This window comes from Xanthomonas sp. NCPPB 3570, assembly GCF_056725115.1.
In genome coordinates this window covers 2,105,519-2,120,124 of sequence record NZ_CM161513.1, presented here as the reverse complement: position 1 = coordinate 2,120,124, position 14,606 = coordinate 2,105,519, and the positions used below count along the sequence as shown (strand labels likewise).

Below are 14,606 nucleotides of genomic sequence, written 5' to 3'. Positions count from 1 at the left end.
AAACATGCTGCCGGCCGCAACCATACGGCTGTCAGATGCACAACCAATAATTGTGCATTTCCTTATGCTGTAGGGGCTCTGTGGCCCGAGTATATTCAGAAGAATTTGCGAAATTCAACGCACCTTTCATCCGCGACACGAAAATGTAGACAAGTGATGGCGTCGATGCGGGCGCGGCAGTGCGCGGGTTCTCACCGCGTTCGCGGCGCGAGCACGGTCTCGACCGATGCGGAAAATACCCATGCGGTGTCTCGGCACGGCTGCGCGTTGGGATCGTAGCCGCCCACGTACAGCATTCCTGGTTCGAACGGCGAGGCCGCGAAGCTGCGTGCGGCAAAAAGCGGCGTGGACGGCGCCAGATCCGCAGATTCGATCCGCGCGAGCGTATGCCGTTGCCCGTCCGGATCGCGGATCAGATACCAGGCGTCGCGGGCCCAGCCGTCGGGCGGATGGACGTCGTCGCGGGCACTGTCGCTGGCGCCAACGCCTGCGAGCAGCAACGTCTGTCCGCTGGCGGGATCGCGCACCGGCGTGAAGTCGTCGTAGGCGACCACGCCAAAGGCCGGGCGCTTTCCCCAGTGCGCGCCCAGAAACTCGAGGACATCCAGTTCGAGGGTCTCCCTGAAGTCATCCTGCGGATCGATCCGGACGATGCGGCAACGGTCGCCTTCCAACGCCGCCAGCAACACCTGCCCCGATCCCGAGGGATGCGGCACGCCCATGAGCCCGCGATATCCGCAGCTCGGAAAGATCAGCGGTTCGGCGATCGTGTGCACGCTCTCCCATCGCGGCACAGGGCCGTCGATGCGCCGATAGAGGTGCGGCCTGATGCTGCAGTACAGGACCCCATCGCATTCGGTGAAGGCCATGGCACGGCGCCGGTAGCCGCTTAGCTCGGCCTGTCGGTCCCAGCGGATCTTGCCTGGCGCGTCCGGATCGTAGCTGCCGCTGAAGATGCCGAGCGGCAAGGTGCCGACGAAGACGCGCTCCTGCCCGGTCACCGTGTCGCGGTGGACGAAGAAGCTGCGCGCGGCGGTCAGGCCCGACTCGCTCCCCAGGTGCGTGCGCGCCCACGTCCCGGTGTCGTCGTCGAGGCAATCGACATACACGGCGCCCTTGTTGTTGGACGGCCCGGCGAGCAGCAGCGAGACGGGCGCATCGAGCGTTCTCCCGCGTTCGTCCTGGGTAAACGCCACCGACCTGAGCGTTGCCCGCCAGTAGTCGCGGTCGTAGGCGTGCACCTGGCGCCATTCGCCGTCGGCCCGATCCAGCATGGCGACCTGGGCGCCGACCGGAGGGTCGCCTGGCAGGTAGCGGTTGTGGGAATAGGACAACAGGGAAAACAGCTTTCCTCGATGCGGCACCAGATGCAGCACTTCGGTGCCACCGAGCAGGTGGCCGTCGCCGTCGCGCATCCCGGCTTGGAAGACGCGCCGGAACGGGGCCGGCATCGTGGCGATGGATGCGTGCATGCAGGTATCCCTCAGCCGAAGAAGGCGTCCAAGGTCTCGATGGAGGCGGCCTGGCGGGCGTGCGCATAGAGGATGCCCTTGAACGCTGCCTGCTGATCGCGCTCCACGCGCAGCTGCTCCGATGTCCATCGACGAATGCGCGCGCCCATGCCCTGGATGTCGCGATCGGCATGGCTTTCCAGATACTCGAGCACGTTCGGCGTCGGCGAATAGCCGCGACTGAGGAACTGGGCAATGCGGAAGGTCATCCGGTAGCTCGCCGCCAGCACGTGCGGATGGGCGATGATCCGCAGGGATTTTTCGCGCAGATCCTGAATGCCGCACCGCAGAGGATCGCGCAGCACGTGGTTTGCGCAATCGTAATAGAACGCATTGACCGAGAAATCGCGCATCAGCGCGTCTTCGACCAGATCCGAACGCGCGACGAACGTCGTCGTCCACATGTCGCTGCCCTGGATATCGCGCCAACTGCGCAGGATGTTGAGATCGACCGCGCCTGAGGCGGGGTCGCCCCAGCGCACCACGCCGAAGCGGTCGTTGCGCATGCGCACCGCAGCCTCCGCATCGGGATAGGCGTCGCACAGCAGGCGCAGCGCCTCGTCCACGCCGCACTCCAGCGCCAGGTCGATGTCCTTGCCCGGCAGACCCGCCAGCCAGTCGCGTGGCGCACCTCCGACAACGAAGACACGCTTGCCGGCACGGCCCAACACGGCGACAAGATCGCGCACGCGTACGTCGTATCGGGCATCCCGATACACCGGTTGATCGAGTGCTGCTTCCACCAAGCAAGGCGCAAGCGCGGCATCGCCGATGTCCATGTCGCGAGCTCCCTGGCCCTGATGGCCGATCGTCACCGCTGCGTCCCGCGCATGCTTCACCGCCATGCTCAGGATCTGACGCCGACACCTCTGCCGAGCAACGTCAGCGCGAAAGCGCCCAAGCCTATAATGAACGTCAGCATGACCACAAGCGAGGTGCCGACGCTCGCTGCGGTGTCCGCACCCAGCACGCCATAGCGGAACGCGCTGATCATGTGCATCAATGGATTGATGCGCGCAATGCTCTGCCAGGGCTCGCCCAGCAGGCCGATCGGGTAGAACACACCGCCAAGATAGGACAGCGGGGTCAGCACGTAGGTGGACACATGCGCCGTGTCGTAGAAATTCTTCGCGTAGATCGCGACGATGACGCCGACCAGCGAAAAGATCGTGGCCGCCAGAAGCGCCGAAAGAAAGACGATGAACGGGTGCGCGACCTGCAGTGCGGTCATCGGCACTGCGATCAACAACACCAGCCCCCCGACGAGCAGGCCGCGCACCACCGCCGCGGCCACATAGCCCAGCAGGATGGTCCAGTCGTGCATGGGCGACACCAGCAGTTCCTCGATCGCGCGATTGAAGCGGATGAAATAGAACGCGTTCGACGCATTGGCGTAGCTGTTGGTGATGACGCACATCATCACCAGGCCCGGCGCGATGAAGTGCAGGTAGCTGACGCCGTCGACGGTTCCGACCCGGGTTCCGATCAACTTGCCGAAGATCAGGACGTACAGCGCCATCATCGTCAGCGGCGGAACCAGCGTCTGCACCCACATGCGGAACATGTGCGCGATTTCGCGCCGAAACAGGGCCTGCAGCGCGATCAGGCTGTGCGAGGCCTTCATGCCGCACCGAATCGCATCTGCAGATGACGCCGGGATTCCTCCAGGAGGGATGCCGGCATGTCAGCTCCCCTGGCGCCACGCATTGGCGCGTGCAGTGATCCGCACCACGAGGACTTTCTTGAACACGCTGTAGTCCAGCCAGGTCTGGCCGGGCACCGCCGCCAACGCCTGCTTGAGCTCCAGATAGCGCTGCCGCTCTTGCGGAAACGCACGCAGGAAATCGCGGAAATTGCGGATGTCGGTGAATCGGGGATTGTCGGCGGCACAGGTATGGACCACGAACGCGCGATCGCCGGCCTGCCCGATGCGCCAATGCCAGGAGAATCCTGCATCGATCGGGCTTTCGCCATATGCCTGATAGCCGAGTCCCGACAATATGCCGGACTGCCGTTCGGCCGACAGCGATGCACCGCGTGCCATCGCGATGTCCAGGATGTTCTTGCTCGGCAGGTCCGGGATCGCCGTGCTGCCGATATGCTCGACACCCAGCACATCCTCTCCGGCGAACGCGTCCAGCAGCCGCTCCTTTTCCTCTTCGAATGCGCGCGGCCAGCTTGGGTCGTAGTGGCTCTGCATGTCCAGCGTCAACGCCGGCGGGCGCACGCGCGCGTAGCGTCGCACAAGGTGTTCGACCGTCTCCGCGCCCAACTCGCCCGGCTGCACCTGCGCCTTGAGTCGCCTGATGACGCGCGCCAGTTGCAGGGCGCCCCCGAGATCCCGGGTGTCGGGGCTCATGGGCCCACACCGGCGGACCGCGCAGAAAGCGCAGTGCCCGCAGCGAGGCGTGATGCATCCAGCCGACTTCCCATTGCATCTCCATTGCACGCCAGTTGATCGCCGCGAACGCGGTTCGTGGCCTGAACATCCGCGTGGTTGCTGCCATCTTGGCAGCGCATTCGCGCGTGTCCGCATGCTTGTCAAAGGCATGCGGGTTGTCAAGCGACATCAGACCGGCAAGGCGGCTGCGATGTGGACAAGATGGGCGACGCCCGACGCGGCGTCGCCTGGACTACCGGTGCCGCGCTTCCAGCACCGCCACCGCGTCGGCCAGGCCCAGGCCGCGCGCGCGCAGCAGCACGGTCAGGTGGTAGAGCAGATCGGCGGACTCGCCGAGCAGTTCCTCGTCGCCCTGGGCGACGCCGGCCAGCGCAGTCTCCACGCCCTCCTCGCCCACCTTCTGCGCGATGCGCCGCGTACCTTTCTCGAACAGCTGCGTTGTGTAGCTGCCGGCCGGCCGCTCGCGCTCGCGCTGCGCGACCAGGCGGTCGAGCGCGCCCAGGAACTGGCCGGGCGCCTGCGGGAAGCAACTGTCGCGGCCGAGGTGGCAGGTCGGCCCGCGCGGATGCGCCAGCACCAGCAAGGTGTCGCGATCGCAATCGGTGTCGATCGCCACCACGTCCAGGACATGGCCGGAGCTTTCGCCCTTGGTCCACAACCGCTGCTTGCTGCGGCTGTAGAAGGTGACCTGGCCGCTGCGGCGCGTGGCCGACAGCGCTTCCTGGTTCATGTAGCCCAGCATCAGCACGCGCAGGGTCGCTGCGTCCTGCACCACCACCGGCAGCAGGCCATCGCCCTTGCCCCAATCCAGCGCCGCGTCGGCGACCTCCGCATCGTGGGAATGTTCATGCGCCATCGCGCACCTCGATCTGTCGTTGGCGCAGGAAGCGCTTGAGTTCGGGAATGGGGATCGCGCCGCTGTGGAAGACGCTGGCGGCCAGCGCGCCGTCGACGTCGGCACGCTCGAACACGTCGGCGAAGTGCTGCATCTCGCCCGCGCCGCCGGAGGCCACCAGCGGCACCTTGCACAGGGCGCGCACCTCGTGCAGTTGCGCGATGTCGTAGCCGCGGCGCACGCCATCGTTGTCCATGCAGTTGAGCACGATCTCGCCGGCGCCCAGTCGCTGCGCCTCCACTACCCAGTCCAGGGTGCGCACGCGCAGTGCCTGGGTCTTGCTGGGGTCGCCGGTGAAGCGGCGCACGCGCCACTGGCCGTCGTCCTCGCGGATCGAATCGATGCCGACCACCACACACTGCACGCCGAACGCCTCGGCCAGCTCGGCGATCAGCGCCGGCCGCTCCAGTGCCGGCGAATTGATCGAGATCTTGTCGGCGCCGGCGTGCAGCACCGCGCGCGCAGTGGCGACGTCGCGGATGCCGCCGGCCACGCAGAACGGGATGTCCAGCAACCGCGCCACCTTCTCGACCCAGGCGTAGTCCACCGAGCGTCCTTCCGGGCTGGCGCCGATGTCGTAGAACACCAGTTCGTCGGCACCCTGGTCGCGGTAGCGCAACGCCAGCTCGGCGATATCGCCCATGTCCACGTGGTCGCGGAACTTGACGCCCTTGACCACGCGCCCTTCGCGCACGTCCAGGCAGGGGATGATGCGCCGGCTCAGCATGCCAGTGCCTCGTCCAGGCGCAGCCGCCCTTCCAGCAAGGCCTTGCCGAGCACCGCGCCGGCGCAGCCGGCCTCGCGCGCGCCGCGCACGTCGGCGGCGTCGCGGATGCCGCCGGAGGCCTGCACCGCCAGCGTCGGCGCGAGTTGCCGCAGGTGCGCGTACAAGGCCAGATTCGGCCCGGACAGCATGCCGTCGCGGGCGATGTCGGTGCACAGCAGATGCACCAGCCCGGCCGCGGCGTACTCGCCGGCCAGCGTATCCAGGCTCAGCGACGAGGTCTCGGTCCAGCCGTGCACCGGTAGGCGCCAGACGCCGTGCGCGTCCTGGCGGCTGTCCAGCGCCACGGTGATGCGCTCGGGACCGAACTCGGCCAGCCATTCCAGCACCGATTCGCGATCGCGCACCGCCAGGGAGCCGATCACCACGCGGCTGGCGCCGGCCTCGAGCAGGCGCTGCACGTCGGCACGCGAGCGCACGCCGCCGCCGGTCTGCACCTGCAGCCCGGTCTCGCTGCGGATCCGCTGCAGCAGCGGCGCCAGGGTGTAGCCGCCGGCGCGGGCCGCATCCAGGTCGACCAGGTGCATCCACTGCGCGCCGGCCTCGGCGAAGGCCTGCGCGCGGCGCAGCGGATCGTCGCCGTAGTGGGTCTCGCGGGCGTAGTCGCCCTGCGCCAGCCGCACCACGCGGCCGTCGCGGATGTCCAGGGCGGGATAGACGACGAAGCTCATGGGAAATCGGTCTCGAGGAAGTTGCGCAGGATGCGCGCGCCGGTGTCGGCCGAGCGCTCGGGATGGAATTGCGCGCCGCAGCGGCGACCATGCTGCACCACCGCGGTGAACAGGCCGCCATGATCGCAGGCGGCAACAGTGTCGCCTGTGACCGGTGCGGCATAGCCGTGCACGAAGTAGGCGCTGGCACCGTCCGGCACACCCGCCAGCAGCGACGACGCCCGCAGCGGCAACAGCCGGTTCCAGCCCATGTGCGGCACGCGGATGCCCAGCGCCGGCGGCATGCGCCGGACCACGCCGGTCAACAGGCCCAGGCAGTCGACATCGCCCTCCTCTGAGCGCTCGAACAGCAATTGCATGCCCAGGCAGATGCCGATCAGCGGCACCTGTAGCGCGCGCAATGGCTCGATCAGTCCTTGCTCGCGCAGCCGCGCCATCGCGTGCGGCGCGGCGCCGACACCCGGCAATATCACCCGGTCCGCGCCTTGCAGTCCGGCGGCGTCGCGCACCAGCCGGGCTTCCACGCCGAGGCGTTCGAGCGCGTAACGCACCGAACCAAGGTTGGCGCCGCCGGCATCGATCAGGGCGACATCGCTCATCGCACGCTCCCTGCGAAACCCGCGCGCATCACAATACCCCCTTGGTCGACGGCAGCGCCGCACCCTCGCGCTTCAGCGCCTGGCGCAAGGCGCGCGCCAGCGCCTTGAAGCAGGCCTCGACCTTGTGATGGTCGTTGTCGCCGCGCACACTCAGGTGCAGGTTCAGCCCTGCCGCGTCGCACAGCGAGCGGAAGAAGTGCGGCACCAGTTCGGTGGGCATGTCGCCGACCCGCTCGCGCTTGAACTCGCCTTCGAACACGAAGTACGGACGCCCGCTGAAATCCAACGCGGCGCTGGCCAGGGTCTCGTCCATCGGCAGGGTGAAGCCGTAGCGGCCGATGCCGCGTTTGTCGCCCAAGGCCTGGCGCAGCGCCTGGCCCAGCGCCAGGCCGGTGTCCTCGATGGTGTGGTGTTCGTCGATGTGCAGGTCGCCCTCGGCGCGCACGTCCAGGGCGAAGCCGCCGTGCTTGCCGATCTGCTCGAGCATGTGGTCGAAGAACGGCAGGCCGGTGGCGCAGTGCGGGTCGCGCGCCAGGTCCAGGTCCAGTTCCACCGCGATGCGGGTTTCCTTGGTGTCGCGCTGCACCCGCGCACGCCGCGGCGCATCGGCCAGCTCGTGGGCGATGCCGGCCCAGTCCCACTCGCCGCCGAACTGCGCGGTGCGCAACTGGAAGCCGCGGATGCGCAGGTTCTCGGCGAACTGGATGTCGGTGATACGGTCGCCGACCATCGCCGAGCGCGCCCAGTCGATGCTGCGGTCCTGCAGGTACGGCAGCATCAGGCCGATGCCGGGCTTGCGCGTGGGCGCATTGTCGGCCGGCCAGCTGCGGTCGACCAGCACCTCGCGGAACACGATGCCCTGGCTGGCGAAGATCTGCAGCATCAGGTCGTTGGGGCCGTCGAAGGCGGCCTGCGGATAGGCCTCGCTGCCCAGACCGTCCTGGTTGGTGACGATGACGAACTGGTAGCCTGCGTCGCGCAGCTTGAGCATCGCCGGGATCACGCCCTGCACGAAGCGCAGCTTCTCGTAGGCGTCGATCTGGAAATCGGCCGGCTCCTCGATCAGGGTGCCGTCGCGGTCAACGAACAGGATCGGGGTCATGCCGCGGCCCTCCACGCCTGCAGCGCGCCGAGCACGCGCTGGTTCTGCGCCGACGTTCCCAGGGTGATGCGCAGTGCGTCGCCCAGGCCGGGCGCGGCGCGCTGGTCGCGTACCACCACGCCTGCCGCCAGCAGCGCCTGGAACGCGCCCTCGGCGTCGTCGAAGCGCAGCAGCAGGAAATTGCCCTGCGACGGATACACCTGACGCACGCCGGGCAGCGCCGCCAGCGCCGCCTGCATGCGCGTGCGCTCGGCACGCACCTCCTGCACCCGCGCCGCGGTCTGCCGCAGCGGTTCGGGCTGCAGCGCGGCCAGCGCCAGTTGCGTGCACGGCGCCGGAATCGGATACGGCGCCTGGCAGCGCCGCAGCACCGCGATCAGCGCTGGATCGGCGATCACGCAACCGATCCGCGCTGCCGCCAGCGCGTGGGCCTTGGACAGCGTGCGCAGCACCGCCAGGTTGGCGTGACGCGCGAGCAAGGTCGTTGCCGAGGCTTCGTCGGAGAACTCGCCATAGGCTTCGTCCACCACCAGCACCGCACGGCCCTGCAGGCGCTCTGCAGCGCGGGCGATGTCGGCCAGTGCGATCGCCGCGCCGCCGGGGTTGCCCGGCGAACACAGGAACACCAGCTTGGCCATCTGACTCAGCGCGGCGTCCACCACCGCGTCCACATCGGTCAGCAGACCCTCGGCGGTATCGCGCAGCGGTACCTCGACCACGCGCGCGTTCTGCAGCCGCGCGCAGACCGCGTACATGCCGAATACCGGCGGGGTGATGACGATGGCGTCGCGGCCCGGCTCGCACAGGGCGCGCAGCAGCAGGTCGATGGCCTCGTCGCTGCCGCGGCCGAGCAGCACCTGTTCCGGGGCGCAGGCGTACAGCTGCGCCAGGGCGGCGCGCAGCGCCGGCGGCTGCGGGTCGGGATAGCGGCGATTGGCGGCGTCGCCATCGGCGGCGTTGGCCCAGGCCGACTCGTTGGCATTGAGCCAGATGTCGCCCTGCAGCGCGCTGCTGCGTGCGGACGAGTAGCCGGCGAAGTCGCGCAGGTCCGGGCGGACCAGCGCCAGCACGGCGCGCGCGTCGGAGGCCGCGCTCATGCCGCCTTCTCCATGCGCAGCGCCACCGCATTGGCGTGCGCGTCCAGGCCCTCGGCACGCGCCATCAGCACCGCGCAGCCGCCGATCGTGGCGATGCCGGCAGCGCTGGCGCTCTGCACGCTGACGAAATTCTGGAAGCTGGCCACGCTCACGCCGCTGTAGGCGCGCGCCGCGCCGCTGGTCGGCAGCACGTGGTTGGTGCCGCTGCAATAGTCGCCCAGCGCCTCGGGGGTGTAGTCGCCGAGGAATACCGAGCCGGCGGCCTCGACGCGGTCCAGCCAGTCGCGCGGCGCGCGCAGCGCCAGGATCAGATGTTCCGGGGCGTAGCGGTTGCTGATGGCGAAGGCGTCCTCCAGGGTGTCGACGCGGATCAACCGCGACGCGTTCAGCGCCTGCCGGGCGATCGCCGCGCGCGGCAGCGTCGCCAGCTGCCGCTCCAGTTCGTTCTCCACCGCCTCGATCAACGCGGCACTGTCGGACAGCAGCAGCACCTGCGAATCGGGACCGTGCTCGGCCTGCGACAGCAGGTCGGCGGCCACGAAGGCGGCATCGGCGCCGGCGTCGGCGATCACCAGCACCTCGGACGGACCGGCCGGCATGTCGATCGCCGCCGCGCCGGCCTGCGCGATTTGCTGCTTGGCCTCGGTGACATAGCTGTTGCCGGGGCCGAACAGCTTGTCGCAGGACGGCACGGTCTCGGTGCCGAAGCCCATCGCCGCGATGGCCTGGGCGCCGCCGAGCTTGAACACCCGGTCGACCCCGCACAGCGTCGCCGCGACCAGCACCGCCGGGTCGGCCGAGCCGTCGGCGCGCGGCGGCGTGCACAGCACCACCTCGCGGCAGCCGGCCAGTGCCGCCGGCACGCACAGCATCAGCGCGGTCGACGGCAGCGGTGCGCTGCCGGCCGGCACGTACAGGCCGACCCGCCCGATTGGCCGGACCACGCGCTCGCAGACCACGCCCGGCGCGGTCTCGACCGCGTACGGCTGCGCCATGCCCGCACGATGGAAGGTGTCGATCCGCGCCGCCGCCTCGGCCATCGCCCCGCGCAGCGGCGCCGGCACCGCCGCTTCGGCAGCGGCAAACTCCTCGGCGCTCACTTCGAGCGTCTCCAGCACCACCCCGTCGAAGCGCGCGGTGAGCTCGCGCAACGCGACGTCGCCGCGGCTGCGCACCGCGTCCAGCACCTGCGCCACGGCGCTGCGGGTCTGGTCGGCGACGCGCTGCGCCGGCCGGGTCAGCGCCTGGGTGCGCTCCTGCGCGTCGAGCGCGCTCCATTCCAATCGATTCATGCCAGCGACCGCTCCACCGTCAAGACCATCAACCCCTGCGCGCCCGCGCGCTCCAGTTCCTCCATGCGTTGCCAGGTGATCGCGCCGTGGCACATGGTCTGCAGTTGCAGCGGGCCGTCGGCGTCGCCGGGCAGTTGCACCAGCGGTTCGGCATCGGGCAGCAGCCGCGCCAGGTCGGCGACGCGTTCGCGCGCGGCGCGGAACATCAGCAGCTTGCTGTCGCGCAGCTTGAGCACGCCGTCGAGCCGGCGCAGCAGCATCGCCGCCAGGCCCGCGCGGGCGTCGGCCGGTTCGCGGACCGGGCCGGCCAGCACCGCCTCGCTCTCCAGCAGCGTCTCCACCGGCTTGAGCTGGTTGGCGGCCAGGGTGGCGCCGCTGGAGACCAGATCGCAGATCAGGTCGGCGGTGCCCAGGCGCGGCGCGATCTCCACCGAGCCGGACAGTTCCACCACCTGCGCGGCGATGCCGCGCGCGTCCAGCCAGTCGGCCAGCACCGCCGGGTAACTGGTGGCGATGCGCAACCCCTGCACCTGCTGCGGGCCACTCCACTCCCAGCTCTCCGGCACTGCCAGCATCAGCCGGCACTGGCCGAAGTTCAGCCCGCGCAGGGCGCGATAGGCCTCCGGCAAGCCGTTGCGGCGGCGCTCGCCGGCCTGCTCGTCGAGTTCGTTGCGGCCGACGATGCCGAAGTCGCACACGCCGTCGGCGATCAGGCCGGGAATGTCGTCGTCGCGCACCAGCAGCAGGTCCACCGGCAGGGATTCGCCGTAGCAGAACAGCTTGTCGCGGCTCTCGCGCCAGCTCAGCCCGCAGGCGGCCAGCACCGCGCGGGCCGGCTCGGCCAGGCGGCCGCTTTTCTGGATCGCGATACGCAGCCGGTCGCGGGCCGGTGCTGCCAGGGAAGCACTCATCAGGACATCTCAGTGGGAATCGGAGGGGCGCGCCGTCTGCCGGCGCAGCGCCGCGGCATAGCCGCCGGCGCCGTATTCCAGGGTCCGTGCGACACGGCCGATGGTGGTGACGCTGACCTGGGTCAGGTCGTGGATCTCGCGGTACGGCACGCCCTTGAGCAGCAGCGGCACCACCCGCCAGCGGTCCGCCATCGCCTCCAGCTCGGCCGGCGTGCACAGGTCCTGCAGGAACGCCGCCACTTCCTGCGGCTTGCCGAGCTGGGCCAGGGTACGCGCCAACGCCTTGAACGAGGCGTCGCCATCGCGGTCTGCTGCAGGGGCGGGACGTTGTTTCATTGCGCTAATGTAATAGCACGCTATTACAAGGTCAAGCTTGCGCGGATCGCAGCGACCTGGGCGTTCAGCCTCCGGGCCATCCTGTTGCGCGTTCTGGCGCCGTGCGCGTTGCCGCGATCCGGCCTCACGCTGCGCGCAGACGCCGCCGGCAGCGCATGGAAGGAGTACCCGGCAGCCGCTAGGAGCATCGGCATGACCGCTGCCTCCTCTGGAATGCCGCATGCGCCATGCGTGTTTTGCCGCTCTTGCCCTGTGCCTGGCGACGCAGGCGCTGGCGCAGCCGCTGCCTCCCGTCCAGGGAGCCGCAAGCGGCGACACCGCGGCCACTGCGCCAGGACTGCCGATCCGCTCCACCGCCCAGCTCCAGGCCTACCTGCGCGCCCACGCCGGCCAGGCCACGCCCCTGGACGCCTTCACGCCCGGCGCCCGCCAGCGCTTTCTCGACGGCCTGGTGTTCGGCCGCGACGGCCTGGGCGGATTCGATACGCAGGATCTGCCGCAGCTCACCCGCGAACAGGGTCGCGCACTGCTGGCCCTGTTCGGCGCCGAGCGCTACGCCGAGAGCTTGCCGCACTGGGCGACGCAGCCGCGTGCCCACGATCCCGCCGCCCCGATCGGCGACCTCGAGCGTCGCTACAACGTCTACAACCGGAATCTGGACAGCCTCGGCCGCACTGGACGCGATCCCTGGCCCGCAGTGCGCAGCGCCCTGCCCGAAGCATTCGACCCGGCGGCCCTCGCGCAATCGGACGATACCGCGCTGGACCTTCTGTATCGGGCCGTCGTCGCGACCTACGCGCTGCGCCCCACCCCGGCGGGACTGGACACGCAACTGCAGGTGTTGGCGCAGTTGCGGCACCGCGGCCAGGCCAGCGCGGCGCAGGTGGACGACGCCGGCAACGCGCTACTGCTCGCGCATCGTGTGGACGACGCACGCCGCCTGCTGGCCAATGGCGGCAGCGCCGACTGGCCGCATTGGCTGCGCTTCGAGGACCGCCTGGGCGCGTCGGCGCAGGGGCCGACGCTGTGGTCGCTGGACGCCGATGGCCGCACCTTGCACCGGCGGCGCATCGATCTGGGGCCGACCCAACTCCTGGTCACCGCCGGCTGCCATTTCGCCGCCGACGCCGCGCGCGCCATTGCCGCCGATCCCGAACTGGGCCCGGCGTTCGGCCGCCATGCGCTGTGGCTGACCCTGCCGCCCGGCAGCGAGGACCTGGAGGCACTGCGCGCCTGGAACCAGGCACAGCCGCAGACGCCGCTGCATCCGCTCTACGACGTGGAGGAATGGCCGCTGTTGCCGCGCGAATGGCGCATGCCGACGTTCTTCCTGGTGCGCAACGGCAAGGTCGTCGCGCAGTTGCAGGGCTGGCCGGCGGACGACGCCGCGCAGCGGCGTGCGCTGAAGGCGATGCTGCAGGGTGCGGGCCTGCTGTAGCCCGCCCCTGGGGGATCAGCCACGGCCGGGTTTACCGGCCATGCTGGTCGCGGCTGAAGCTGCTCCTACGAGAACCCTGCAGAGCGCGGCGGCCGTCGCCACCAGACTCAGGCCATCACCTTGGCCTGCTCCAATTCCACCTGCAGCGTGCTGGCCAGCTCGTCGCGGGCGACCTCGAACTGCTGCTCGCGCAGCAGGTCCTTGACCGCGACCACGCTACGCGCCAGTTCGTCGTCGCCGGCCAGCACCACGAAGCGGATGCCGGCGCGGGCCGCGTACTGGAACTGCTTGCCGATCTTCTTCGGCTCCATCTGCACTTCGGTATTGATGCCGCCGGCGCGCAGCCGCCGCGCGATGTCCAGCGCGTCATCGAGCTTGGCCTCGTCCATCAGCGCCACCATCGCCTGCACGCTGCTGGAGGCGATGCCGTCGATCAGCCCGGCCTCGCGCAACTGCCAGAACAGGCGGGTCAGGCCGATGGAGATGCCCACGCCCGGCAGCTTGGACTTGCTGTAGTGGCTGGCCAGGTCCTCGTAGCGGCCGCCCGAGCAGATCGAGCCGATCTGCGGGTAGTCGGTCAGCAGGGTCTCGTAGACGGTGCCGGTGTAGTAGTCCAGGCCGCGGGCGATGGAGAAGTTCAGGCAGTACGCGGTCTCCGGCACGCCCAGCGCCTTGACCAGGGCCAGCACCTCGCGCAGTTCGGCCACGCCCTCGCGCAGGATCGCGCTGGAGGCGGCGTCGGCCTCCAGCGCCTGCAGCCGCGCCAGCGCATCGGCATGGCCGCTGGAGCGCACCGCGACGAAGTCGAGAATGCGCTGCACCTGCTCGGCGGGAATGCCGAAGCCCTCGCCGGCGAGCGTCTCGCGCACGTAGTCGGCGCCGCGCTTGTCCAGCTTGTCGACCTCGCGCAGCACCGCGAGCTGGCGCTCGCCCTCGGCCACGCCCAGGCTCTCGAAGAAGCCGCGCATCAGCTTGCGGTTGTTCAACTGCACGGCGAAATCGCCGATGCCCAGTTCGGCGAACACCGCGTGGATCACCGCCAGCACCTCGGCGTCGTAGCGGATGCTCAGCGCGTCCTTGCCGATCACGTCGATGTCGCACTGGTAGAACTCGCGGAAACGGCCGCGCTGGGCGCGCTCGCCGCGGTACACGCGCTGCATCTGGTAGCGGCGGAACGGGAAGCTCAGTTCGTGCTCGTGCTCGGCCACGTAGCGGGCCAGCGGCACGGTCAGGTCGAAGCGCAGCGCCAGTTCCGGCAGCCCGCCCTCGGCGCCCTCGGCCGCGGCATTGGCCAGCGCGCCGGTGGACTGCACGAAGTACACCTGGCGCTCGGTCTCGCCGCCGGACTTGGTCAGCAGCACGTCGGACAGCTCGAACACCGGCGTCTCCACCGGCAGGAACCCGAACCGCTCGTAATTGCGGCGGATGACGTCCAGCATGCGCTGGAACGCGATCTGCTCGCGCGGCAGCAATTCCATGATGCCGGGCGGCGTACGGGGCTTGATCACGTGCGGAACTCCTGCGATTCGGGGGCGAGCGGGATGCCAATTCTAGCCGCACCGGCCACGC

The 14,606-nt window shown here is 69.6% G+C and carries 15 protein-coding genes; 1 reads left to right on the top strand and 14 read right to left on the bottom strand.

The genetic code is table 11. The features are described 5' to 3' along the window. Positions 1 to 191 precede the first annotated feature (191 nt). The 13 genes from AC1PLR_RS09360 to AC1PLR_RS09300 all read right to left on the bottom strand — a co-directional run bounded on the left by AC1PLR_RS09360 (position 192) and on the right by AC1PLR_RS09300 (position 11,599). Complete coding sequence (locus AC1PLR_RS09360) at positions 192 to 1,472, bottom strand: hypothetical protein (protein WP_481103362.1); 1,281 nt, start codon at positions 1,470 to 1,472, stop codon at positions 192 to 194. 11 nt (positions 1,473 to 1,483) lie between these two features. Next, positions 1,484 to 2,356, bottom strand: a complete 873-nt coding sequence (locus AC1PLR_RS09355) for a nucleotidyltransferase family protein (protein WP_481103361.1) — start codon at positions 2,354 to 2,356, stop codon at positions 1,484 to 1,486. Positions 2,357 to 2,358: 2 nt separating this feature from the next. Next, positions 2,359 to 3,135: an ABC transporter permease gene (locus tag AC1PLR_RS09350; protein ID WP_481103360.1), complete on the bottom strand. Its 777-nt coding sequence runs from the start codon at positions 3,133 to 3,135 to the stop codon at positions 2,359 to 2,361. A 60-nt stretch (positions 3,136 to 3,195) separates the two neighbouring features. After that, complete coding sequence (locus tag AC1PLR_RS09345) at positions 3,196 to 3,870, bottom strand: GrpB family protein (RefSeq protein WP_481103359.1); 675 nt, start codon at positions 3,868 to 3,870, stop codon at positions 3,196 to 3,198. A gap of 274 nt (positions 3,871 to 4,144) precedes the next feature. After that, a complete protein-coding gene (hisIE, locus tag AC1PLR_RS09340; RefSeq protein WP_481103358.1) occupies positions 4,145 to 4,768 on the bottom strand; it encodes a bifunctional phosphoribosyl-AMP cyclohydrolase/phosphoribosyl-ATP diphosphatase HisIE in 624 nt (207 codons plus the stop codon). Beyond that, on the bottom strand, positions 4,758 to 5,534 hold the full coding sequence (gene hisF, locus AC1PLR_RS09335; protein ID WP_010340771.1) for an imidazole glycerol phosphate synthase subunit HisF: 777 nt from the start codon (positions 5,532 to 5,534) through the stop codon (positions 4,758 to 4,760). Before hisF ends, hisIE begins: the two co-directional genes overlap by 11 nt. Next, positions 5,528 to 6,262, bottom strand: coding sequence for a 1-(5-phosphoribosyl)-5-[(5-phosphoribosylamino)methylideneamino]imidazole-4-carboxamide isomerase (gene hisA / locus AC1PLR_RS09330; RefSeq protein WP_010340770.1), 735 nt, complete (start codon positions 6,260 to 6,262; stop codon positions 5,528 to 5,530). Before hisA ends, hisF begins: the two co-directional genes overlap by 7 nt. After that, positions 6,259 to 6,861, bottom strand: a complete 603-nt coding sequence (gene hisH / locus AC1PLR_RS09325; RefSeq protein ID WP_481103357.1) for an imidazole glycerol phosphate synthase subunit HisH — start codon at positions 6,859 to 6,861, stop codon at positions 6,259 to 6,261. Before hisH ends, hisA begins: the two co-directional genes overlap by 4 nt. A gap of 28 nt (positions 6,862 to 6,889) precedes the next feature. After that, the gene (gene hisB / locus AC1PLR_RS09320) at positions 6,890 to 7,963 is read right to left on the bottom strand and encodes a bifunctional histidinol-phosphatase/imidazoleglycerol-phosphate dehydratase HisB (RefSeq protein WP_267094027.1); all 1,074 of its coding nucleotides are present in this window, start codon (positions 7,961 to 7,963) and stop codon (positions 6,890 to 6,892) included. Next, positions 7,960 to 9,060, bottom strand: coding sequence for a histidinol-phosphate transaminase (gene hisC, locus AC1PLR_RS09315; RefSeq protein WP_481103356.1), 1,101 nt, complete (start codon positions 9,058 to 9,060; stop codon positions 7,960 to 7,962). The genes hisB and hisC overlap by 4 nt, the downstream gene beginning before the upstream one ends. Beyond that, on the bottom strand, positions 9,057 to 10,352 hold the full coding sequence (hisD, locus tag AC1PLR_RS09310) for a histidinol dehydrogenase (RefSeq protein ID WP_481103355.1): 1,296 nt from the start codon (positions 10,350 to 10,352) through the stop codon (positions 9,057 to 9,059). Before hisD ends, hisC begins: the two co-directional genes overlap by 4 nt. Then, entirely contained in the window at positions 10,349 to 11,263 is a 915-nt protein-coding gene (gene hisG / locus AC1PLR_RS09305; protein ID WP_010340765.1) for an ATP phosphoribosyltransferase, read from the bottom strand. The genes hisD and hisG overlap by 4 nt, the downstream gene beginning before the upstream one ends. A gap of 9 nt (positions 11,264 to 11,272) precedes the next feature. Next, positions 11,273 to 11,599 carry a YerC/YecD family TrpR-related protein gene (locus AC1PLR_RS09300; protein ID WP_209246625.1) on the bottom strand — a complete coding sequence of 109 codons (327 nt, stop codon included), beginning with the start codon at positions 11,597 to 11,599 and terminating at the stop codon, positions 11,273 to 11,275. 220 nt (positions 11,600 to 11,819) lie between these two features. On the opposite strand from AC1PLR_RS09300, the gene AC1PLR_RS09295 reads away from it, so the two are divergent. After that, positions 11,820 to 13,037, top strand: coding sequence for a thioredoxin domain-containing protein (locus tag AC1PLR_RS09295; protein ID WP_481103354.1), 1,218 nt, complete (start codon positions 11,820 to 11,822; stop codon positions 13,035 to 13,037). A 107-nt stretch (positions 13,038 to 13,144) separates the two neighbouring features. On the opposite strand, the gene hisS is transcribed toward AC1PLR_RS09295, so the two are convergent. Further along, positions 13,145 to 14,545, bottom strand: a complete 1,401-nt coding sequence (gene hisS / locus AC1PLR_RS09290) for a histidine--tRNA ligase (protein WP_481103353.1) — start codon at positions 14,543 to 14,545, stop codon at positions 13,145 to 13,147. Between the last annotated feature and the right edge of the window lie 61 nt (positions 14,546 to 14,606).